Source organism: Frateuria defendens, from assembly GCF_001182895.1.
In the GTDB taxonomy this organism is placed as follows: Bacteria; Pseudomonadota; Gammaproteobacteria; order Xanthomonadales; family Rhodanobacteraceae; genus Frateuria_B; species Frateuria_B defendens.
Map to the genome: position 1 here is coordinate 1 of NZ_LFQR01000005.1, position 22,317 is coordinate 22,317.

Below are 22,317 nucleotides of genomic sequence, written 5' to 3' on the forward strand. Positions count from 1 at the left end.
GTCACCTGCTGGGTCACCAGCTGCTGCTCGTAGAAGCCGTCGCCCAGGCGCATCTGGGTCTTCGACGGGTCGTAGCCCAGGTGCTGCAGCAGGTAGTCGCTGCTGACGAACTGGCTGTAGTCGGCGAAGCGCGCGTCGGTTTCGATCAGGTAGTTGGTGCTCGGCGCATGGCCGAGCAGCGCCGTGAGGTAGGCGTTGCCCAGGCCGCCCACCGCACGGGCGGCGGCGCCCGCCGCCGTGACCGACAACGTGCCGCCGCCGACCGTGGCGACCGCCACCGCATCGCCGGCCGAGACGGCGCTGATGCCGCCGGGCACGTAGCCGTTGCCAATGCTGACGAACTGGCCGCCAGCCGGCACGCCGGCCAGCGGACCGCCGGTGCCCGACGCCTCCACGCCTGATGCCGCCGTGCCCTGGCCAGCGGCGAGCGCCTGGCCGCCCGATACCGTGACTGAGGTGCCGCCGGCATTCACCGACGTGCCCTGCTGCACGCCGCCCGTCGCCACCTGGCCGTTCGCGGTGCCGGCGCTTACCGACGCGCCCTGGGCGCCGTTGCCGCCGCGCACGTGGTAGATGCCGCCGGTCGGCAGGCTCACGCCCGCCAGCGGCTGGCCCACGCCGCCCAGCACCTGCGCGGCGCGGCCGGTGCCCGGGTCCACCTGGCCGCCCACCGTCACGCCGCCCGCGCCGCCGGCGCTGCCCTTGCCGACGCCGGCCAGACCGATGCGCTGCGCATTGGGATCGAGGCGCATGTTGGTGACGGTCTGGCCGCCCGAGGTCACGCCGCCGTTGGTGATGGTCTGGCCACTGATCGCTACGCTCTGGCTACCGGACAGGATGGCCGGCAGGATGGCGTAGGTGTCGTGGATGTAGTCGGCGGGGTTAGTGTCTGGGGTATAGGTGGTCGTGCCCTCAAGGGAAAACATGCCGCGGCACTGAGCGTCCGAGCCGGCGCAGGTGCCATACTGCTTGACGGCAACCGGCTGGATGGTGCGCCCGCCGGCCAGCGCCTCATTGGCAACCGTCTCGTTGCCAGCCACCATGCCGGTGGTCCCGCCCATGCCCAGTTGATTGATGCCAAGCGCCTGCGCCGCCGCCACGGTGGAGGCATTGTTGGTCACGGAGCCGAACAGGGCTATGTTGCCGCCCGCCACGATCTGGCTCTGCGCACTGGCGGCGCTGAGCACGTCCTCGGAAAGGGTGTGGTACTCGGTCCAGGTTGTCACCGGGGTATACCCGCTCATCGTAGAGATGTGCGGGCTGTCGGGCAGTGGCTTGGACGCCTGCGACTCCGCCTGCGTCAGCGTGTAGTTGGTAGTGCTGGCCACCCGCCGCCGGTTGTTGATCTGGTTCGCCGCGATCAGGATGTTGCCCTGCGCCTGGATCGAGCCGGAGAGGTTGTCCACCTGGCCCGCGCGCGTGTCGAACAGGCCCTGCGCGTTGCGCCCCGCGCCGGCGATGTTGATGTCGCCGAGGCTGTAGATCTGCGCGTCGCGGTTGAGCAGGTAGCCCACGTACAGGTCCACGTTGCGGGTGGCCGCGATGGTGCCGCTCTGGTAGGCCGCGTTGCCGGTCTGCGTGCCCAGGTCCGCGCCGTTGACCAGGCTGCCCGCCTGCACGGTGACGCCGCCGCCCATGATGGTGCCGGTGTTGTTGACGCTGCCGGCGTGGATGCCGATGGTGTCGCCCTGGATGCTGCCGGCGTTGGTGACGGTGCCGCCGGTGCTGAGCTGGGTGTTGGCCGAGTTGAGCAGCGCGCCGGCGTTGTTGGTGATGTTGGCCGCGCTGATGCTTAAGTTGGTAACCGCCTGGATGCTGCCGTTGTTGGTGAACTGGCCGTCCACCGCCAGGCTGAAGCCGCCGTCGGCCTTGAAGCTGGAGCCGGCGGCCTGGAGGTAGTCGCCGCTCACGTGCAGGCCCAGCGTGTTGTTGGCGATGATGCTGCCCTGCCCCGTCAGGCTGCCGATGTTGAGGTTGACGTTGCCGACGTTGGCGACGCCGTTGATGCCCGCCTGCAAGGTGCCGCCGCTGTTGTCCAGGCTGTGCAGGGTGAGGTTGAGCGCCTGGCCCGCGCCCAGCGAGCCGCCGGCGTTGCGCACGTTGGCGTTGGCGTTGTTGAAGTTGAGCGTGTTGCCCGCGTAAGCGGTGCCGCTGGTGTTGTCGAGGCCACCGGTGGAAAGGGTGAGGTTGTTGCCCGCCACCAGCCGGCCGCCCTGCGCGTTGCCCACCCAGGCGGCGCCCAGGTTGAGGTCGCCCTGGCCGCCCACGGTGCCGCCGGTGTTGTCCAGGTTGCCGCCCAGCGAAACCTGGGTGGCCGCGCCGCTGGCGTTCGCCACCCGGCCGCCGCGGTTGGAGAGGCTGCCCGCGGTGAGCGTGAAGCCACCGTTGCCCTCGATGCTGCCGCCGTTGTTGGTGAGCGTGCTGCCCACGTAGAGACTCAGCGCGCCGCCGCTCTGCAGGCGGCCGCCGCTGTTGTCGGCGGTGCCGCCGAACTGCGCATTCAGCGACCCCGCGCTGACGGTGCCGCCGACGTTGCCGAACTGGTAGCCGTTGAGCTGCGCGCCGCCGGCGGCGCCGAGCAGGCCGTAGCTGTTGTCGAGCAGGCCGTTCACGCCCAGCGTCAACGCGCCGGCCACCGCCTGCACGGTGCCGCCGGCGTTGCCGAACGAGCCGGCCGAGACGTGCGCATCGCCCGCCGTGGCCTGGATCAGGCCGCTGCCGTTGCTGAGCGTGCCGCCGCCCAGGTTCACGTCCAGGCTGCCGCCGGAGACCGTGCCGCCGCCATTGCTGAGCGAGGCGGCGGTGAGCTGGGCGTTCTGGCGCGCGTTGACCAGGCCGCCGTCGTTGGCGAACCCATTGCCGGCCTGCACGCGCACGGCGCCGTTGCCGGCCAGCGTGCCGCCGCGGTTGTCGAGGTCTTGCGCGCTGGCGACGTCGAGCAGGCCGCCGCCGGCCAGCTGCACGCTGCCGCTGGTGTTGACCAGCCGCCCCGCATGCAGGGTGAGGTTGTTGCCGTTGTTGGCGATCAGGCCGCCGGTGTTGTCGAAGCTGCCGCCGGTCTGCAGGCTGAGATCGCCGTTGCCGATCTGCAGCAGCTGGCCGTAGTTGTTGGCGAAGCCCGCGGCGCCGAGCGCGAGCTGCCCGGCCTGCAGGCGCGCGGTGTGCCCGTTGGCGCTCGCGTTGATGAGCGTGCCGCTGGCCTGCGCGTTGAGCAGGCCGCCGGCGGCGAGGTCGGCGCCGGTGTGGTCGAGGTTGCCCGCCTTCGCCAGCACGGTGGCGTTGCTGCCGGCGCGCTGGGTGCCGTAGGAGAGATCCAGCGTGTTGCCTTCCACGTCGAGCGTGCTGCCGGCGAGCAGGCTGCCGTGCGCGGTCAGCGTAGTGCCGGCAATCGCGGTGAGCGTGCCGGTGGTGCCGAGCGAGCCGTCGCTGCGGATACCGGCGCCCAGCACGCCGTTCACGTTGATGCTGCCGGCGTGCAGGGCGAGGTCGCCCTGGGCCAGGGTCTGGCCCGCGTTGTCGATCGAGGCCGCATCCAGCGACACCGCCTGGCCGCTCACCGTGCCCGACTGGCTGAGCGCATTGCCGTGCAGGGTGATGTTCCGGCCGTCCAGACGTCCATTGATGGCGAGATTGCCGCCGCTGCCCAGCGTGGCATCGGTGGCGGCGAGCGCGCCGCTCTGGTTGAGCGCGCCGCTGGCGTTGGCCGCGAGGTTGCCGGCCACCGAAACGTTGCCGCCCAGGTTGAGGTCGCCCTGCGTGGCCGCGAGGTTCGCGTCGCCCTGCTGCGTGCCCAGCGCGCCGGTATTGGTGATGGAAGCGGCGGTGAGGCCGAGCCGCCCCTTGGCGGCCAGGCTGCCGGCGTTGCTCGCGGCACCGCCGAGGCCGAGGGTCACGTCGCCCGCGCCATAGAGCTGCGCGGCACTGCCCTGGCTCAGGCTGCCCGCGTTGAGCGTGAGCGCCTGGCCGGCGTAGACATGGCCCTGGTTGGCGAAGGCCTGCGGCAGCGTGACGTTCAAGGCGCCGCCGGCGGAGATCGCCGCGCCCGCCTGGTTGCTCAGCGACTGCGCGCCGAGCTGCATGCCGCCGTTCGCCAGCAACCGGCCGGCATTGCTCAGGGCGCCGCCCGTGGCGATGGTCAGCGTGCGGCCTGCCTGGGTGACGGCGCCGAGGCCGACGTCGCCGTTGGCATGCAGGGTGAAGTCGCTGCCGGCCGCGAAGCTGCCCTGGTTGGCGACCGACTGGGCCGTGACGGCGAGGTCGCCGCCCGCCTGCAAGACGGAGGCGGCCGAGCCGGTCAGCGCGCCGCCGGCGTTGACGGTGACGGCCTGCTGCGCGCCCATGCTGCCCTGGTTGTCGAGCAGGCCGCCGGCATCGAGCTTCAGCGCGCCGGCGCTGGCCAGCGTGCCGCTGTTACGCAGCGCGCCGCCGCTGGTAAGCGTGGTGAGGTTGGCGCCGCCGGCGGCGTCGGTGCTGCTGCCCGCCAGCTGCATGTCGCCAGCCGAGGTCAGCGTGAGGCCGGAGGCGGTGAGCGTGCCGGTCTGCGCCAGCGTGCCGGCCGCCTGCGCGGCCAGCGCGCCGGCCGCGGCGGTGGTGCCGCCGAGCGACAGGTCGCCCTGCGTCGTGGTCAGCGACACATTGCCCGCCGTGGTGCCGAGCTGGCCGCTGCTGCTCAGGCTGCCCGCCTGCACGCTGAGGCCCTGGCCGCCGACCAGGGTGCCGGCGTTGCTCAGGGCGCCGCCGAGCGTGAGGGCCAGCCCCTGCCCGCTGCTGACCTGCGCCTGAGCGCCCTGGGTGAGGCTGGCGGCGCCGAGCGTGAGCGCGCCGCCGGCGTAGAGCGTGCCGTCGTTGCTGGCGTCCTGCTGCACGGTCGCCTGCACGTCGCCCGCCGCGCTGAGCGCACCGGCCGCGGCGTTGGTGAGGCGGCCGGCATCGAGGCCGAGGCGGCCCTGCGCCACCACCGTCGCGGCATTGCTCAGCACGCCCGCGGTGGTGAGCTGCACGTCGTGGGCGGCCTGCGCGCGGCCGGCCAGGTCGATGCCGCCCGCGGTGGCCGCAAGGTCGTGGCCGGCATCGAGCGTGCCGAGGCTTTGCAGGCTGGCGCCCTGCAGCAGCAGATTGCCGCCGGCATGGGCGATGGCCGCGTTGCCGAGGTTCAGCGCGCCGCCGCCGGTCAGCGAGGCATCGCCGTCGGCCGACAGGCTGCCGGCCAGCGTGAGGTCGCCGCCAGCATTGAACGTCGCGGCGCCCGGGGTGGACAGCGTACCCGCCAGCTGCATCGACTGCCCGGCGATGAGGCCGAGGCTTTGCGCGCGCAACCCGCCGCTCTGCCACAGCGAACCGGCGGCGCCGGCCTGCAGGGCGCCGGCCGACACCACGGTGCCGCCGAGCGTGAGGTCGCCCTGGGTGGTGGCGAGCGAGACGTCGCCCGCGGTGGTGCCCAGCTCGCCGGTGCTGCTCAGCTGGTCGGCCCGGATGTCGAGCCCCTGCCCCGAGACGAGGCTGCCGGCGTTGTCCAGCGCGCCCTGCACGCGCAGGGTCGCCCCCTGCGCCGCGCTCGCCTGCGCCTGCGCGCCCTGGCTGAAGCTGCCGGCGGTGAGGCCGAGCGTGGTGCCGGCGAGCAGGTTGCCGTTGTTGGCGAGCTGACCGGCGACGTCGAGGCTCAACGCCTGGCCGGCGGACAAGCTGCCCTGCTGGGTCGCGCTGCCCGCACCGACGGTGAGGTTGCGGCCGGCCACGGTCTGCGCCGTGTGGGTGAGCGTGCCGGCATTCAGCGCCACGTCGCGCTGCGCCTGGGCGATGCCGCCCAGGTTCATCGTGCCCGTGCTGGTGGCGTTGAGGTCGTGGCCCGCGTCCAGCGTGCCGGCGCTGTCGAGCGAGGCGCCGCTCAGCGTGAGGTCGCCGCCCGCGTGCGCCACGCCCGGCGCGGTGAGGCTGAGGCCGGTGCCGGCGATGAGCGTGGCGTTGCCCACCACGTTCAGTTCGCCATCCAGGCCCAGCGTGGTGCCCGCCGTCAGCGTCGCGTCCTGGTCGCTCTGCTGCGTGCCGCTCAGCTGCAACGCCTGCGCCGCGTTCAACTGCACGCCCGCCGCGCGCAGCGCGCCGCCCTGGCTCAGCTTGCCGGCCGACTGCGCGCTCAGCGCCCCGGCCGCGACCGTGGTGCCGCCGAGCGTCAGGTCGCCCTGCGTCGTGGTCAGCGACACGTCGCCCGCCGTGGTGCCCAGCTGCCCGCTGCTCGTCAGGTTCCCGGCCGTGATCTGCAAGCCGTTGCCGCCGACCAGGCTGCCCGCGTTGGTCAGCGTACCGCTCAAGTCGAACTTGAGCAGGTCGCCCGAGGCGATGCTGGCACCCGCATCCTGTTGGACGTCTTTACCGCTGAACGACAGCGCCTGGCCGCCGTAGAGCGAACCGCTGTTGCCGAAGCCGCTGTGTGCGGTAACGGTCAACTGGCCCGCGCCGGACAGCGCGCCGCCGGCCTGGTTGGCGACCTGGTCGGCCTCCAGCGCCAACTGGCCGTTGGCCACCGTCTGCGCCGCATTGGTGAGCGTGCCGGCCGCGTGCAGGCTCGCGTCGCCCGCACTCTGCGCGCTGCCCTGCAAGGACAGGTCGCCGCCGCTTTCCAAGGTCAGCTGCTGACCGCCGTAGAGCGTGCCGTTACTGGTGAAGCCCTGGCTGGCGCTGGCGCTCCATGCGCCGTTGGCCGACAGCGTGCCGGTATTGGCGAGCGTGGCCGCCGTGGCGGTGAGGTTGCGGCCGGCCACGGTCTGCGCCGTGTGGGTGAGCGTGCCCGCGGCGCTCAGCGTGACATCGTGCTGGGCCTGGGCGATGCCGCCCAGCGTGAAGTCACCCGCACTGGTGGCGTTGAGGTCGTGGCCCGCGTCCAGCGTGCCGGCGCTGGCGAGCGAAGCGCCGCTCAGCGTGAGGTCGCCGCCCGCGTGCGCCACGCTGGGCGCCGTCAGGCTGAGACCTGTGCCGGCAGTGAGCGTGGCGTTGCCGGCCACGTTCAGTTCGCCATCCAGGCCCAGCGTGGTGCCGGCCGTCAACGTCGCGTCCTGGTCGCTCTGCTGCGTGCCGCTCAGCTGCAACGCCTGCGCCGCGTTCAACTGCACGCCCGCCGCGCGCAGCGCGCCGCCCTGGCTCAGGTTGTCGGCCGATTGTGCGGCCAGCGAACCGGCGGCCACCGTGGTACCAGTCAGCGCCAGGTCGCCCTGCGTGGTGGTCAGCGACACGTCGCCCGCCGTGGTGCCGAGCTGGCCGCTGCTGCTCAGGCTCCCGGCCATGATCTGCAAGCCGTTGCCGCCGACCAGGCTGCCCGCGTTGGCAAGCGCGCCGGCCACCGTCAGGGCGACATGGTCGGCGCCGCCGAAGCTGGCGTTGGCGCTTTGGCTGAAGCTGGCCGCCTGGGCCTGCAAAGCCTGCCCTGCCGAGACGCTGCCGTCGTTGCCCAGCGCGCCGGCAACGGCGAGGTTGAGGCCCGCGCCCGCGGACAACACGCCCGGGTTGGCGAGGCGGCCGGCCGTCGCCGTCAGAGCGCGGCCGGCCAGGGTCTGGCCCTGGTTGGCCCAGGCCGTCACGGCCTGCAGGTCGAGGTCGCGCGCGGCCTGGACGGTGCCGCTCAGCGTGACCTCGCCGCGGCTGTTGAGCGCGAGGTCGCGGCCGGCGTCGAGCGTGCCGTCCTGGGCGATGGCCGCGCCGGTCAGGTGCAGGTCGCCGTCGCTGTGCGCGACGCTGTCGTGGCCCAGGCTCAAGCTGCCGGCCGCCTGCAGGCTGGCATCGCCCACGGCATGCAGCTGGCCGGTCAGGCTGAGGTCACGGCCTGCGGCGAGGCTGGCGCCCAGGCTGCTGTAGAGCGTGCCGCCGAGCGTCGTGGCCTGCGCCGAAGCGAGGCCCACGCCGGCGCCGCTGAGCGCGCCGCTCAGGTCGAGCGCCCCGGACGAGGTGGCGTTGATGGCGCCGGCCGCCACCGTGGTGCCGCCCAGGCCGAGGTCGCCCTGCGTGGTGGTCAGGTTGACGTCGCCGCCGGTGGTGCCGAGCTGGCCGCTGCTGGCGATGCGCGCCGCGTGGACGTCGAGGCCGGCGTTGCCCACCAGGTTGCCGGCGTTGTCGAGTGCGCCGTCCACGGTCAGCGCCAGGTGGCCGCCGCCGAGGCTGCCGGTGGCGCTCTGTTGCAGGCTGGCCGCGTGCAGGTCGAGGCTCTGCCCGCCATACAGGGTGCCGTCGTTGTGCACGGCGCCCGGCGTGGTGGCGTGCAGGGCCTGGGTCGCGGCCAGCGTGCCGCTGTTGGCGAGCTGTGCCGCGCTGAGCGTGAGATCGCCGCCCGCCAGCACCTGCGCCTGGTTCTGCAGTTGCCCGGCGGCGGTGAGGTCGAGGTTGCCGCCGGCCTGCGCGTAGCCGCCCAGGCTGGCGTCGCCGCGGCTGAGCAGCGAGAGCCCGCCGCCCGCATCCAGGGTGCCCTGGCTGTCGAGGGAGTCGCCGCTGATCGACAGCGCGCCGCCCGCGTGCACCGTGCCGCCGTTGCGGGCCTGCGCGCCGGTGAGCGTGAGGTCGCCCTCGCCGTAGAGCGTGCCCTGGTTGCCGAGCGCGCCGGCCGCCTGGATGCCGATCGCGCCCTGGCTGTACAGCGTGCCGGTGTTGGTGACGGCCTGTGCATCGGCCTGCGCCGAGGCCGCGCTGAGCTGGCCGCCCAGCACCAGCTGGCCGCCGGCGTGCACAGCAAGTCGGCCCGCGGCTGCGGTGGTGCCCGCCAGCGTGGCGTCGCCGGCGCTGTGCAGGTCGACGTCGCCCTGCTGGCTGCCCAGCTGGCCGGTGCTGTCCACGCTGCCCGCGGTGATGGCGAGGTTGCCGCCGCCCACCAGCACGCCCTGGTTGTTCAGCGCGCCGCCGAGGGTGGCCTGCACGCCGCCGGCGCCGTAGGCCTGCGCGCTGCCGGACTGGTCGAGGCCCGCGGCCTGCACGTGCAGGCCCTCGCCCGCGTAGAGCGTGCCCTGGTTGCTCACCTTGCCCTGCGCGTCGAGCGAGAGCGCGCCGGTGGCGGACACGGTGCCGCCGTTGTCCACGCTGGCGGCCTGCACGCTGACCGCCGCGCCGGAGACCACCTGGCCGCGATTGCTCACCGCGCCCGCCGCCTGCAACTGCACGCCGGCGATGCCTTGCGCCGCGCCCGCCAGGGCAAGATCGCCGCCGCTCCGGGCGGACAGCGCCTTGCCGGCATCGAGCACGCCCGCGTTGTCGATGAAGGCGCCCGCCAGCGAGAGATCGCCGCCGGCATGCATCACGCTGGCGCCGCCGCCGCCCAGCACGGTGCCCGCGGTGGCCCGGCCGTCGCCCAGCGCGTAGGCGGTGCCGTCGTTCTGCAGGGCGCGGCCCGCGCCGAGGTCGAAACCGCCGCCGGCGTAGAGCGTGCCCTGGTTGCGCAGGTCGCCCTGTGCGTGCAGCACGGCGTCGCCGCCGGCGCTCAGGTAGCCCGATTGCAGGTAGTCGCCGGCCACGCCGGCGTGCAGCGCGCCGGCGGCGATCAGGCGGCCACCGAGGTTCAGCGCGTCGGCGCCGCTCACCGTCACGTCGCCCTGCTGGGTGCCGGTGGTGCCGGCCAGGTCGATGCGGCCCTGCGCACTGAGATCCAGGTGGTTCATCGCCACGGTGGTGCCGTGCAGACTCACCTGGCCCGCGCTGCTCAGCGTGAGGTCGCCGGCCTGGGCGGCGATGGTGCCGTCGTTGACCACGCCCACGCCGGCCTCGGTGCCGACCAGGCGGATCTTGTTGGCGTACATGCCGCCCAGCGCGGCCACGTCCACCGCCACGGCGGGGCGGTCGCCGCTGCCGGCGATGGCCTGCGCAGCCGCATCGGCGTAGCTCACGCGGTTGGCGCCGGCGACCACGTTGAGGTTGTTGGCCCACAGCGCGCCGTTGATCGCCACCGCGCGGGCGATGAGGTCGACGCGGTCGAGGTTGGAGGCGTTGAGGCCGCCGCTGCCGACGGTGATGCTGCCGCCGGTGACGCGGAACGCCTCCAGGCTGCCGTTGGCGCCGAACTCCGGCGTGCCGGTGCTGAGCGTGAAGCGCGGCGAGTTGATCACGCCGCAGCCGTCGCAGGTGATGCCGTAGGGGTTGGCGATGACCAGCGGCGCCGCGCGGCCGGCCACTTCCAGGTAGCCGCCCAGGTGGGTGGGCAGGGCCGAGGTCACTTCGTTGAGGATCAGCGAGGCGGTGCCGTTGCGCAGGTTGTCGTTGCCGGCGATGTAGCCGCCCAGCTGCGTGCGCACGATGTTCGCGCTGTTGTTGAGGATCAGCCCGCGCGCATCGACGTTGAAGCTGGTGTACTTGTTGTGCGACACGCCCGCAGCGTTGGGCGCCACGATGTCGACCACCGGCACGCCGTTGGTCGCCATGTCGAGCTTGGGCTTCTGGCTGGCGGCGGCGTCGGCCACCACCTGCGCCCAGGAGGCCACCGGAATGCCCAGCCCGGCCACCGCGCCGGCCAGCAGCATGCTGTGCAGCCAGGCGACCCTGCCCTGCGTCGGCATGAAGCCCGAACCGTTTCCGTGGATGCCCATCGCACTTCTCTCCCTAAAGCCGCGCGCTGTCCTCGCGGCGCATGCAAAGAATCAGAACTGGTAGATCAACTGAATCCCGGTGGCCGGCCGCTTCGACTGCAGCGCGCGCGGCGTATGCAGGGCCCAGCCGGCGAACGCATCCCAACTGAATTGCCGATAGCTCCCGCGCAGGCCGACGAAGCCGCCGGCGAGCCAGCGCCGGCCCGGCTGCGTGCTCGGCCCGCCCACGCGGCCGGCATCGACGCCGAGGTAGGGCGCGATGCCGGCGGCTGCGATCGGCAAGGTGAAGGTGTTGCGCCAGTAGGCGCCGCGCTCGCCGAGCAGGGTCTCCTCGCCGTCGAAGCCGCGCACCGTGTAGCGGCCGCCGATCGTCACCAGCTCGGCCGAAGGCAGGTGGTCGGTGGAGCGCTGCGCGTGCAGGCTGCTGTCCCAGGCCACCGGCTGGCGGCCGACGGCGAACGGCAGGCTCAACGCGAGGTCGAGCGTCTGCAGCCCGTAGCGATTGGTGGGGTAGCCCACGTTCGGGTCGTAGCCGAACCACTGGCTGCCGAACCACGGCACGCCGCGCTGCACGCCCAGGCGCGCGTCGAGCTGGGCGCGGCCGAAGTACTGCCGGTGCAGCAGCGCCAGCTCCGCGCTGGCGGTGCGCTGGCGCTGCACGCCCACCTCCACGCCCTGCAGGAAACTGTGCGCGTTGCGGGTGGCGAGATGGAACTCGAGCGCGGTGCGGCTGGTGGTGCCCCGCGCGATCACGCGCTGGATGCTGAGATCGCCGGTCTTGGAGGTGCCGGTGGAGCGGAAGCGCTGTATGAAGCCGTCCACCCACTGCCGGTACTTGTAGAACGAGTAGGAGCCGCTGAAGGTCCACCAGCCCCGCGGCACGCTGTAGCTGAAGTGGTTGCCCTGGGTGCTGCCGCCGTCGTCGTGGGTGCGCAGGGCGCCGTTGAGGCCGACGGTGAGCTGGTCGTTCCAGCCCAGCGGATCGTCCACCGTCAGGTCGGCGCCGCCCTGGTCGCGGCCGGTGGCGCGCAGGCCGGCGTCGCTGGCGTTGAGCGCCACGTGCCAGCGGCGCGTGCGGCGCACGGTGAGCACCACGTCGGATTCGCCTGCCTGCTCTCCCGGCGCGATGTCCATGCTCACGTCCTGCGAGGACAGGCGCTTGAACTGCTCCAGCCCCTGCTCGAGCGCGCGCAGGTTGAGCAGGTCGCCCTCGCCGATGGGGAAGGCGGTATGCCAGTCCGAAGCCGGCGAGCCTTCCGCGAAGCGGATGCGGCGGATCACGCCCGGCACCAGCAGCAGGTGCAACTGGCCCTTGGCGATGTCCTGCGCGGGGATGCCCACGCGGGTGGTGATGTAGCCGCGGGCGAGGATCAGGCTGGCCACGCGCTTCTGCAGCAGCGCCAGCCCGGCGCGGCCCACGCACTGGCCGCGGTAGCGGTCGAGGTAGCGCTGCACCCAGCCGAAGTCCTCCGCCCGCTCGCCTTCCAGGCGCAGCGTGTGCAGCGCGAAGCACGGGGTTTCCTTGGGCAGGGCGCCGTCGGCGGGCTCGGCGGCCACCTGCGGCAGCGCCTGGAACGGCGCGTTCTGCTGCGTCTCGATGCGCTGGTCCAGCCGCTGCGCGCGGCGCAGCTGCTCTTGCCGGTCCAGCGCGCTCTGCGCCGCCGCGCCCTGCACGGCAAGCGCCGCCAGCAAGGCGAAACACAGACCTCCCCGTACGCGCCTCCCCAGCGCGCGTCCTGCATCCATCGGCACACCCCTGTGACTCGGCAGGCCTGTATCGGCAGGCCCGCCGGCAACTTTAGCGACGACCCGCCGCGCCGTCCGGCAGCCACCGGACAGCCCTGCATCCTTCTCGAAGAGCCCCCATTATGCCGGGCCGGCTCCCGGTCACGCGCGTAGGCCTGCGCCCAAAGAGCACTAGGCGATCCCCTACAAACACGGCAAGAAATTGCGAGGCGCCGTGTTCCGGTGGGCCGCCCGGGCCGGCTGCGCGGCCGGCCCGGGCACCACGATCAATGCGGCGACGCTTCCGCCTTCGCCGCCGCACCGCCGAAGCCCGGCCCCAGGTCGGTGCCGGTGGTGGCGCGGTTGTCGTCGCGGCGGAGCCTGGCGACCTCCGCGGCGCTCACCGGGGCGGCCTGGTTGCCCCAGCTGCCGCGGATGAAGGTCACCACGTCGGCCACCTGCTGGTCGCTCAGGCGCCAGCCGAACGGCGGCATGGTGATCGGCGAGGGCGCGGCGTGCAGGCCCGGCAGGGTGTTGCCGTTGAGCACGATGCTGATCAGCGAAGTGGGGTCGGCCGCCTGCACCACGGTGTTGCCGGCCAGGGCCGGGAAGAAGCGCGTGTAGCCCTTGCCGTCGGTGCGGTGGCAGGCGGCGCAGCTGTCCACGTAGAGGCCGGCGCCGCGGGCGCTGTCGTCGCCCTTCCACAGCGCCTGCGCGGCCTGCGTGTCGGGCTGGAACGGCGCCTGCTGCGAGTCCACCGGCGGCAGGCTCTTGAGATAGTGGGCGATGGCGGCGAGGTCGTCGTCGCCGAGGTATTGCAGGCTGTGCTGCACCACCTCGGTCATGCCGCCGAAGGCCGCGGTGCGGTCGGTGCGGCCGGTCTTGAGGAACTGCACCAGCTCCGCCTCGCTCCAGCCGCCCAGGCCGTCGCGCGCGTCGCCGCGCAGGTTCTTGGCCACCCAGCCTTCCAGCGGCGCGCCGCCGGCGAGGAAGGCGGCGTCGGTGCCGGCGAGGCCCTTCTCCTGCATCCCCAGGCCGCGCGGCGAGTGGCAGGCGCCGCAGTGGCCGAGGCCCTCGACGAGGTAGGCGCCGCGGGCGACCACGGCCTCCTGCGCGGTGGCGCCGGCCGGCGGCGCGGCCGCGTCCGGGCCGACCACCGCCGGGCCGAACAGCTTGCGCCACAGCGCCAGCGGCCAGCGCATGGACATCGGCCAGGGGATGTCCACCGGCTTGTTGGCCTCGGCCACCGGCTGCACGCCGTGCATGAAGTAGGCGTAGAGCGCGCGCAGGTCGGCGTCGGTGACGCGGGCGTAGTTGGGGTACGGCATCGCCGGGTAGAGCGAGTGGTCGTCTTTGGCGATGCCGTGGCGCACGGCGCGGTCGAAGTCGTCCAGCGTGTAGGCGCCGATGCCGTGCTCGCGGTCGGGCGTGATGTTGGTGGAGTAGACGGTGCCCACCGGGGTCTGCATCGGCAGGCCGCCGGCGAAGGGCTGGCCGCCGGGCGCGGTGTGGCAGGCGATGCAGTCGCCCGCGCGGGCGGCGTAGCGACCGGCCTCCACCACGGCGGGCGAGGCGGTGTCGCCGGCGGCGACGGCGCGCGTGTGCGTGGGCCAGAGGGCCACGGCGAGCACCACGGCGAAGGCCGCCAGGGCGACCAGGACGAGGGTTGCGATCAGACGTTTCATGCGCGCTCCCTCACGCCTGCACCAGCGCGCCGGGGTGCTTGAGGTACTGCTCGCGGATCGCCTTGGCGGACCAGTAGGCGAGCGCGGCGACCAGGCCGGTGGGGTTGTAGCCCAGGCCCTGCGGGAAGGCCGAGGCGCCGAGCACGAACACGTTGGGCACGTCCCAGCTCTGCAGGTAGCGGTTGATCGCGCTGGTGGACGGGTCGGTGCCCATGATGGCGCCGCCGTTGAGGTGCGTGGTCTGGTAGCTGGAGAGGTCGAAGTGCGAGCCGAAGTCCTTGGCGTACACGCCGATGGCCTTGGGGTTCATCGCCTCGGCGATCTTGCGCATCTTGTCCACCATGAAGCGGCTCATCTTGATGTCGTTCTCCTTCCAGTCGAAGGTCATGCGCAGGAGCGGCATGCCGAACGCATCCTTGTAGTTCGGGTCGAGGTCGAGGTAGTTGTCGCGGTAGGACTGGTGCGCGCCGTGCATGTCCATCGACAGGTGGTGGGTGTAGTAGTCGGCCGCGGCGGCCTTCCACGCGCTGCCCCAGGCGGGCGTGCCGGGCGGCACGGCGAGGCCGCTGATCGGCTTGGTGCCGGCCTGGTTCACCCACATCGGCGAGCCGCCCACGAAGCCCGCCGGGCCGTGGTCGAAGTTGTCGCCGTTGAAGTCGTCGATGGCCACGCCGTTGCCGCCGGCGCCGATGAACGGGTTGGTGTGGTGCTGGTCCTTGCCGAAGAAGGCCTTGATGGTGGCCAGGTTCTGGTAGGCGAAGTTCTTGCCCACCGTGCCCTTGCCGCTGACTGGGTCGTAGGGCTTGCCGATGCCCGACAGCAGCAGCAGGCGCACGTTGTTGAACTGGAACGCGCCGAGGATCACCAGCTCCGCCGGCTGCACCACCTCCTGCCCCTGCGCGTCGACGTAGGTGACGCCGGTGGCGCGCTTGCCGTCGCTGGCGAGGTTGACCTTGAGCACGTGGGCGTTGGCGCGCAGCTCGAACTTCGGCTCCTGGCGCAGCGCCGGCAGCACGTTCACGTTGGGCGAGGCCTTGGAGTACATGTAGCAGGCGTAGCCGCTGCAGAAGCCGCAGAAGTTGCACGGCCCCATCTGGCAGCCGTAGGGGTTGGTGTAGGGGCCGGAGGTGTTGGCCGAGGGCATGTTGTAGGGGTGGTAGCCCACCGCCTCGGCGGCCTTGCCGAACAGCGTGCCGGAGACGCTGTTCTTCTGCGCCTCGAGCGGGAAGTCGTCGGAGCGGTCGGCCGCGAACGGGTTGCCGCCCTTGCCCTCGCCCACCACCTTGCCCTTGATGCTCCAGGCGGTGCCGGAGGTGCCGAACACCTTCTCGGCGAAGTCGAAGTGCGGCTCCAGCTCCTCGTAGCTCACGCCGAAGTCCTGGATGGTCATGCCCTCGGGGATGAACTTCTTGCCGTAGCGCTCCTCGTAGTGGCTGCGCAGGCGTAGCTCCACCGGGTCCACGCGGAAGTGCACGCCCGACCAGTGCAGGCCCGCGCCGCCCACGCCGGTGCCGGGCAGGAAGGCGGCGAGCTGGCGCATCGGCAGCGCGCCGTCGGCGGTGGTGTTGCGCACGGTGACCGTCTCGCGCGAGACGTCCATGAAGAGCTTCTTGCGGATGTTGTAGGTGAGCTCGTCGATCGTCTGCGGGTAGGAGCCGTCGGGGTAGGTGTCGCGCATCGGGCCGCGCTCGAGCGCCACCACGTTGAGGCCGGCCTCGGTGAGCTCCTTGGCCATGATGGCGCCGGTCCAGCCGAAACCCACGATCACGGCGTCCACTTTCTTCATCGTCTTCGCCATGGTCTTAGGCCCTCTCGCCGCGGATGGACACGGGCGGGAACGGGTAGCGCTCGTCGCGCTCCACCCAGTCCATGAAGTCGGCGCGGGCGCCGGGGAAGCCGATCAGGGTCCAGCCCACCATGCCCTGGTTGCCGCCGTGCACCGGGTCGCAGAAGAAACCCTCGCGGGTGTTGCCGAGCAGCAGCGCGAAGAAGACCTTCGACGGCACGCCCTCGAACTGCGCCTCGCCCTGCTCGAACTGCGCGAGCAGCGCGTCCTGGGTGGCCGCGTCCAGGGTGGCGAAGGGCTTGCCGTGCTGCTTGCGGCTCCACGCCTCCGCGTCGCGGATGCCCAGGCGGTAGATCTCGCGCGGCGCCAGGCGCAGCTGGTAGCCCATGGTCTTGGGCGCGTCGGGGTTGAAGGGGCCGTGCATGTACCACTGGCTGCCGCTGGCATAGGGCGTGGCCATCTGGCGGTCGATGTACTCCGGCACGCCGGCCTCCAGCGCGCCGGGGCCGCGCTCGTCGGCGGGGATCAGCCGCGCCACGCCGGCGCGCAGGAAGGCCCACTCCTCGGGCGTGAAGAAGGTCGGCTGGTAGTCGCGGGCGGCCGCGGCGCCGTGGCCGGGCGCGGCCGCGGCCGCGCCGCTCGCGGCCTGGCCGGCCAGCGCCGCGGCGGGGATCAGCGTGAGCGACTTGCGCAGGAAGTCGCGTCGCGCGGGAGAGGTATCGTCGGGGGACATCGGGGCACCTAGTCGGAAAAAGCTTTGGTATCTGCATTCGGCGGCATCCTGCCGCCCGGGTATGTCATCCGTGCAAGGCACGGTGGCGCAGGGTGGCGCCGGAGGCGGCGCGGGCCCGCGCCGGAGCGCAGTGGGCGACATGCTACCGGACCTCGTCCGGCGCGGCGGCCGCACCACCGCCGCGCACGCCGTCATGGCGCGATCGGGCCGGCGACCTGCCGGCCACGTTGCCACACCGCCTCGATGCGGTCGAGATCGGCGATGGCGTGCGACGGGTCGCCGTCCACCACCAGCAGGTCGGCACGCTTGCCCGGCGCGAGGGTGCCGCGGTCGTCGAGCTTGAGCAGCGCGGCGGCGTCGCGGGTGGCCAGCGAGATGGCCTGCAGCGGGGTCAGCCCGGCCTCGGTGATGAGGTGCAGCTCGCGGTGCTCGGCAAAGCCGGGCAGGCGCAGCGGGGTGGCGCCGGAGTCGGTGCCGAAGCCGATCTTGACGCCCGCGTCGTAGAGGCGCTTCAAGTTGGCCTGGTTGGTCTTCACCGAGGCCTGGTTCACCGCCAGCGCCTTCGGGTCCAGCACCTTGGCGCGCCAGGCGGGGTCGGCGAACTGCGCCGCCAGCGCCGGCTGCACGGCCTGGCGGAAGAAGGCCGTCTGCATCCATGCCGGCTGCTGGGCGTAGATGTAGAAGGATTCGTCCAGGCCCAGCGTGGGGATGTACCAGGTGCCGTGCGCCTTGAGCGCGTCGACGAAAGCCTGGTCCACCGGCTCGTCGCGCACGCCGTGGGCGATCACGTCGGCGCCGTCGGCCACCAGCTGCTTGGCGTCGGCGAGGTAGTAGACGTGGGCGGCCACGCGCAGACCCTTCTTGTGCGCCTCGTCGAGGGCGGCGCGGTAGACCTCGGGCGACATCTTGGCCGGCACGCTGTGGTGGAAGTCATCCACCCACACCTTGACGAAGCTGGGGTGGCGCGTGGCCGTCTCGTCCACTGCGGCGCGCGCCTGCTCGGGCGTGCTCGGGCGGTAGAGCTGGTCGGCGGCCACGTTCATCGGCGGCGCGCCGGCGGGCACGCCGATGCCGCGGTCGGCGCCGAAGATGTCCGCGCCCGGCAAGGTGCCCGCGTGCGCCTCGCGCTGGAGCGTGTAGAACAGCGGCCCGTTCAGGCCCAGCGAGGTCACCGTGGTGACGCCGTAGCGCTGCCACTGGCGCAGCTCGCGCACGATGTTGGCGCGGTTGTAGTTCTGCGGGCCGGCGCCGGTGCCGTCGGTGATGCCTAAGTGTGAATGGTCGGAGATCAGGCCGGGCAGCACGCTCTTGCCGGCGAGGTCGATCAGCTTGGCCTTGGCCGGCAGCTTGACGCTGGCGTCGGCGCCCACCGCGGCGATGCGGCCGTTCTCGATCAGCACGGTGGCGTTCTCCAGCGGCGCGCCGCCGTTGCCGTCGATCACGCGGGCGTGGCGCAGCGCCACCGTCTGGGCCGGCGCGGCCTGGGCGAGCGCGAGCCCGGCAAGGGCCAGCAGCGGGGCGTAGCGTTTCATCGACATGGTGTTCTCCTTCGTAAGGATGGTGACGGGCGGGTGGCGCGCCGCATCGTGCAATGGCAAACGGCCGGCGTCGCGGCGGTCGGCGCTGGTGGTTGCCCGCGACGGCCGCCGCATGCCGTGTCTCAGGCCCGCTCGCCGGCGAGCGCGGTGCGCCGCGCGGCGCCGGCCGAGACGGCGAAGATCGCCAGCCCGCCCGCGGCCAGCAGCGCACCCACCCAGCCGGTGGCGGCCCAGCCCAGGCCCGCGCTCACCGCCAGGCCGCCCAGCCAGGCGCCGAGCGCGTTGGCGACGTTGAAGGCGGAATGGTTGAGCGCGGCGGCCAGGGTCTGGGCGTCCTCCGCCACGTCCATCAGGCGGATCTGCAGCGCCGGCACCAGCGCCATGCCGGTGCCGATCAGCAGCACGCCGGGCAGCGCCAGCCACCGGTGCGGCGCGGCGGCCACGAAGGCCAGCGAGACCAGCACGCTCCACAGCAGTAGGCCGCCGATGGCGGGCATCAACGCGCGGTCGGCCAGCCACGAGCCGCCCAGGTTGCCCAGGATCATGCCGGCGCCGAACACCGCCAGCACCGCCGGCATCCAGCGCTCCGGCAGACCGGCGACCTCGGTCATGGTGGGCGTGATGTAGCTGAACACGCTGAACACGCCGCCGAAGCCCACCGCGCCCACCGCCAGCGTCAGCAGCACCTGCGGCCGGCGCAGCGCGCCCAGTTCGCTGACCGGACTGGCCTTGGCGTTGCCCGGCTGGAACGGTACCCACAGCGCCACCAGCAGGCAGGTCAGGGCGCCGAGCGCCGCCACCAGGGCGAACGCCGCGCGCCAGCCCAGCCACTGCCCCAGCCCGTCGGCCAGCGGCACGCCGGCCAGGGTGGCGCCGGTGAGGCCGAGCATCATGCGGCCCACCGCGCGCCCGCGCTCCTTGGGCGGCACCAGCGAGGCCACCACCAGCGAGGCCACGCCGAAGTAGGCCCCGTGCGGCAAGGCGGTGACGAAACGAAAGGCCGCCAGCGACAGGAAGCCGGGCGCCAGCGCACTGGCGACGTTGCCCAGCGCGAAGCAGGCCATCAGCGCCAGCAGCAGGCGCCGGCGCGGCCAGCGCGCGGCCAGCACCGCGATCAGCGGCGCGCCGATCACCACGCCCAGCGCGTAGGCGCTGATCACGTGGCCGGCCTCGGGCACCGACACGTGCAGCTGCTGTGCCATCTGCGGCAGCAGGCCCATGGTCACGAACTCGCCGGTGCCGATGCCGAAGCCCCCGACGCCCAGCGCCAGCTCGGCCCAGCCGGCGCCGTGCGCGCCGGTCTTCGCAGGTGGCGTGCCCATGCTCATTCGATCCAGGTGTCGGGGTGGCCGCCCTGGCGGTGCTCGCCGTCCAGCGCGGCGATGGCGGCGAGGTCGTCCGCGTCCAGCGCGAAGTCGAACAGGGCGAGGTTCTGGCGGATGCGCGCGGGGTTCTGCGATTTGGGGATCGTGACGAGGCCGAGCTGCACGTGCCAGCGCAGCACCACCTGCGCCACCGTGCGGCCGTGCTTGGCGGCCAGCCGCTCCAGCACCGGGTCGTGCAGCAGCCCGCCGCGGCCCAGCGGGCTCCACGACTCGATGGCGATGCCTTTCTGCGCATGCCAGGCGCGCAGCGCGGCCTGGGAGAAATCCGGGTGCAGCTCGACCTGGTTGGCCGCCGGCAGCACGCCGGTCTCCCGCTCCAGCCGCTCGATGTGCGCGGGCTGGAAGTTGGACACGCCGATGGAGCGCACGCGGCCTTCTTCCTTCAGCCGCACGAAGGCGCGCCAGCTGTCCACGTAGAGGTCCTTCATCGGCAGCGGCCAGTGGATCAGGTAGAGGTCCACATGGTCGACGCCGAGCCGCTTGGCGCTGGCGTCGAAGGCGCGCAGCGCGCTGTCGTAGCCGTGGTCGGGGCCGCGCAGCTTGGTGGTGATCACCACGTCTTCGCGCGGCACACCGCTGGCGCGGATACCGCGGCCCACGCCGGCCTCGTTGCCGTAGGCGGCGGCCGTGTCGATCAGCCGGTAGCCGGCGCGCAGCGCCTCGGCCACGGCCGGCCCGGCCTCGGCGTCGCTCATCGGCCAGGTGCCGTAGCCGACCTGCGGCAGCGCGTGGCCGTCGTTGAGGGTCAGGGCGGGGATGCCGGTCATGCTTGGCTCCTTTAAGGCTTGGGATCGAACACGGTGAGGCCGGAGGCCTCGTCCACCTTCTTGGCCAGGGTGGCGGGCTCTTCCGTGATAGTGATTTCCAGCGTGGGCGAGACCACCGCGTGGATCAGGTGGCCGCCGCGCACCTCGCCGTCCGGCCGGCTCACCACGAGGTGGGTGTGCGGCAGTGGCTTGCCGTTGGCGACGCCGATGTCGCCGGTCAGCGACACCACTTCCACCTGGCCCTCGACCGGGATGATCTTGTAGGCCTTGCGGCCGAGGTCGTACCAGCCCACCTGCACGTCGTGCACCGCGCCGAGGGCGGTGTAGTGCGCTGCGGTGACGTGGTGCGCCTTGGCGAAGTCGGACAGCGCGGTGTAGACCTCATCGCCGGTGGAGAGGATCAGCAGGTAGGTGCGCCGCCCGCCCACGTCGCTGAGCAGCTGCGCCTTGGCGTGCGGCGCGCTGCCGTGCGGCACCACCTGCGGCGAGGGGATGTACTGCGCCGGTTCGCCGGCGCGGGCGGCCGGCCCGGCGGCGAGCAGGCCGGCGCCGAGCAGGGCCGGGGCGGTCAGGCGTGCGAGGGCGTGCATGCGGGTCTCCTTGGCGCTTGGGGGCGGGCGGCCGCGGCGTTCAGAGCAGCGGGTCCAGCCGGCTCACCAGTTCCAGCTCGCCGTCGATGTGCGGCCCCAGCGCCTCCACCATCGCCTTGAAGTGCGGCGTCTGGACGTGCTCGTCCAGGGCCGCCTGGCTCACCCAGCGCTCGATGAAGGTGAAGCGGCCGGTCACGTCGAGGTCGGCGTGCGGCGTATAGAACAGGCAACCGGGCTCGGCGCGCGAGGGCGCGGTGGCGGCGCGCAGGATGCGCGCCACGTCCTCCTCGTGGCCGGGCTTGGCCTGGACGACGGCGACGACGCGGAATTCCTTGGACATGCGATGACTCCTGGTGCGGATCGAAAAGATGCCGGGGCGCTCAGCGCGCCGCCTGCGCGGGCGCCACCTCGGGCGCCGGGTCGAGCGCGGCGCGCAGCAGCAGGTACGGCGGCCGGCGCAGGTTCTTGCCTTCGTTGAAGCCGGCCAGCCGCTCCCACTGGCCGGCCACCACGTAGACGTACTTGCCGGTGGCGTAGATGCCGTCGGGCCAGACGATGCGCGGGTCGCGCGCCACCACGTCGAAATGGCCGTCCGGCCAGCGGCGCAGGATGGCGTCGTGCTCGCCGTTGGTGGTGTACAGGCGCCCCTGCGGGTCGGTGGCCATGCCGTCGGCGAAGCCCTTCTCGCCCTCGTCGCGCACGGCCGCTTCCAGCGTCTGCTCGCTGGCGTCGAAGTTCGCCAGCACGTCGGTGGGGATGCTGTAGAGGCGGCGGCTGGTGAGCGGGGCGAAATAGAGCGTCTTGGAGTCCGCGCTCAGGGTGATCGCGTCGGCGCCGCCGATCGGGAAAGTCGGGTGTTTGGGGTCGTAGCGCAGCGGCTTGCCGTCGAGGATGGCGAGAAAGCCCTGCACCGGCGCGGTGGAGACGTGGCCTGCCAGCACGCGCCGCTGGCGCCCGCTGGCGAGGTCCACCACCACCAGCGCGGGCGTGGTGCCGAAGGAGGAATCGGTGACGTAGGCGGTGCCCTTGGCGCCGTGGGTCAGGTCCACGCGCAGGTCGTTCATGTGGCTGTCCTGCAACAGCGCCGGCGCGTGCAGCACCACGCTGGCGAGCTGCCGGCGCGAGGCCGGGTCGTAGCCCACCACCTTGGCCGCGCCGTCCGGGATGCCGGCGATGCCGGCGCGCTTGCCGTCGTCGATCAGCCACAGGTTGCCGCGGGTGTCCGAGGTCATGCCGTGCACGGAGACGAGGCGGTCGCGGTCGGGCCGGTCGGAGGCCAGGCTGGTGGCCGCGTCCGGGAACGGCACGCGCTTGCCGTCCACCAGCTCGGCCAGGGTGGCGTCCTTGTGGTCCTGCGCGTGGCGCGGGAAGCCGACGAAGATGCGCCCGTTCGGCAGCACCACGATGCCCGAGGGGCCCGGGTCGCCGAAGCGCGCCACCACCTCCAGCGAGCCGGCGGGGACGGCGGCGGGGTCGGACACCTCCTCCTGCGCCCAGGCCAGGCACGGCAGCAGCGCGATCACGGACAGGCCCAGCAGGCGACGCAGCATCGTTCTCT

The 22,317-nt window shown here is 72.9% G+C and carries 11 protein-coding genes; all 11 read right to left on the reverse strand.

Going from position 1 to position 22,317, the window contains the following annotated elements; all coding sequences use genetic code 11:
- On the reverse strand, positions 1 to 10,550 hold a 10,550-nt coding region (locus tag ACH65_RS01175), incomplete at its 3' end, for a two-partner secretion domain-containing protein (RefSeq protein WP_049620742.1).
- 51 nt (positions 10,551 to 10,601) lie between these two features.
- On the reverse strand, positions 10,602 to 12,296 hold the full coding sequence (locus tag ACH65_RS01180; protein ID WP_064504792.1) for a ShlB/FhaC/HecB family hemolysin secretion/activation protein: 1,695 nt from the start codon (positions 12,294 to 12,296) through the stop codon (positions 10,602 to 10,604).
- Between the two features lie 266 nt (positions 12,297 to 12,562).
- A complete protein-coding gene (locus ACH65_RS01185) occupies positions 12,563 to 13,960 on the reverse strand; it encodes a cytochrome c (protein ID WP_082190078.1) in 1,398 nt (465 codons plus the stop codon).
- A 10-nt stretch (positions 13,961 to 13,970) separates the two neighbouring features.
- Entirely contained in the window at positions 13,971 to 15,746 is a 1,776-nt protein-coding gene (locus ACH65_RS01190) for a GMC family oxidoreductase (protein ID WP_237561411.1), read from the reverse strand.
- A gap of 16 nt (positions 15,747 to 15,762) precedes the next feature.
- A complete protein-coding gene (locus tag ACH65_RS01195; protein WP_049620745.1) occupies positions 15,763 to 16,479 on the reverse strand; it encodes a gluconate 2-dehydrogenase subunit 3 family protein in 717 nt (238 codons plus the stop codon).
- A gap of 191 nt (positions 16,480 to 16,670) precedes the next feature.
- The gene (locus ACH65_RS01200) at positions 16,671 to 18,017 is read right to left on the reverse strand and encodes an amidohydrolase family protein (RefSeq protein ID WP_049620746.1); all 1,347 of its coding nucleotides are present in this window, start codon (positions 18,015 to 18,017) and stop codon (positions 16,671 to 16,673) included.
- A gap of 122 nt (positions 18,018 to 18,139) precedes the next feature.
- Positions 18,140 to 19,339, reverse strand: coding sequence for an MFS transporter (locus tag ACH65_RS01205; RefSeq protein ID WP_053096109.1), 1,200 nt, complete (start codon positions 19,337 to 19,339; stop codon positions 18,140 to 18,142).
- 2 nt (positions 19,340 to 19,341) lie between these two features.
- Complete coding sequence (locus tag ACH65_RS01210; RefSeq protein WP_049620748.1) at positions 19,342 to 20,169, reverse strand: aldo/keto reductase; 828 nt, start codon at positions 20,167 to 20,169, stop codon at positions 19,342 to 19,344.
- A gap of 11 nt (positions 20,170 to 20,180) precedes the next feature.
- Positions 20,181 to 20,759: a PPC domain-containing DNA-binding protein gene (locus ACH65_RS01215; RefSeq protein ID WP_049620749.1), complete on the reverse strand. Its 579-nt coding sequence runs from the start codon at positions 20,757 to 20,759 to the stop codon at positions 20,181 to 20,183.
- 40 nt (positions 20,760 to 20,799) lie between these two features.
- Positions 20,800 to 21,099, reverse strand: coding sequence for a putative quinol monooxygenase (locus tag ACH65_RS01220; RefSeq protein WP_049620750.1), 300 nt, complete (start codon positions 21,097 to 21,099; stop codon positions 20,800 to 20,802).
- Between the two features lie 40 nt (positions 21,100 to 21,139).
- On the reverse strand, positions 21,140 to 22,309 hold the full coding sequence (locus tag ACH65_RS01225; protein ID WP_049620751.1) for an L-dopachrome tautomerase-related protein: 1,170 nt from the start codon (positions 22,307 to 22,309) through the stop codon (positions 21,140 to 21,142).
- Between the last annotated feature and the right edge of the window lie 8 nt (positions 22,310 to 22,317).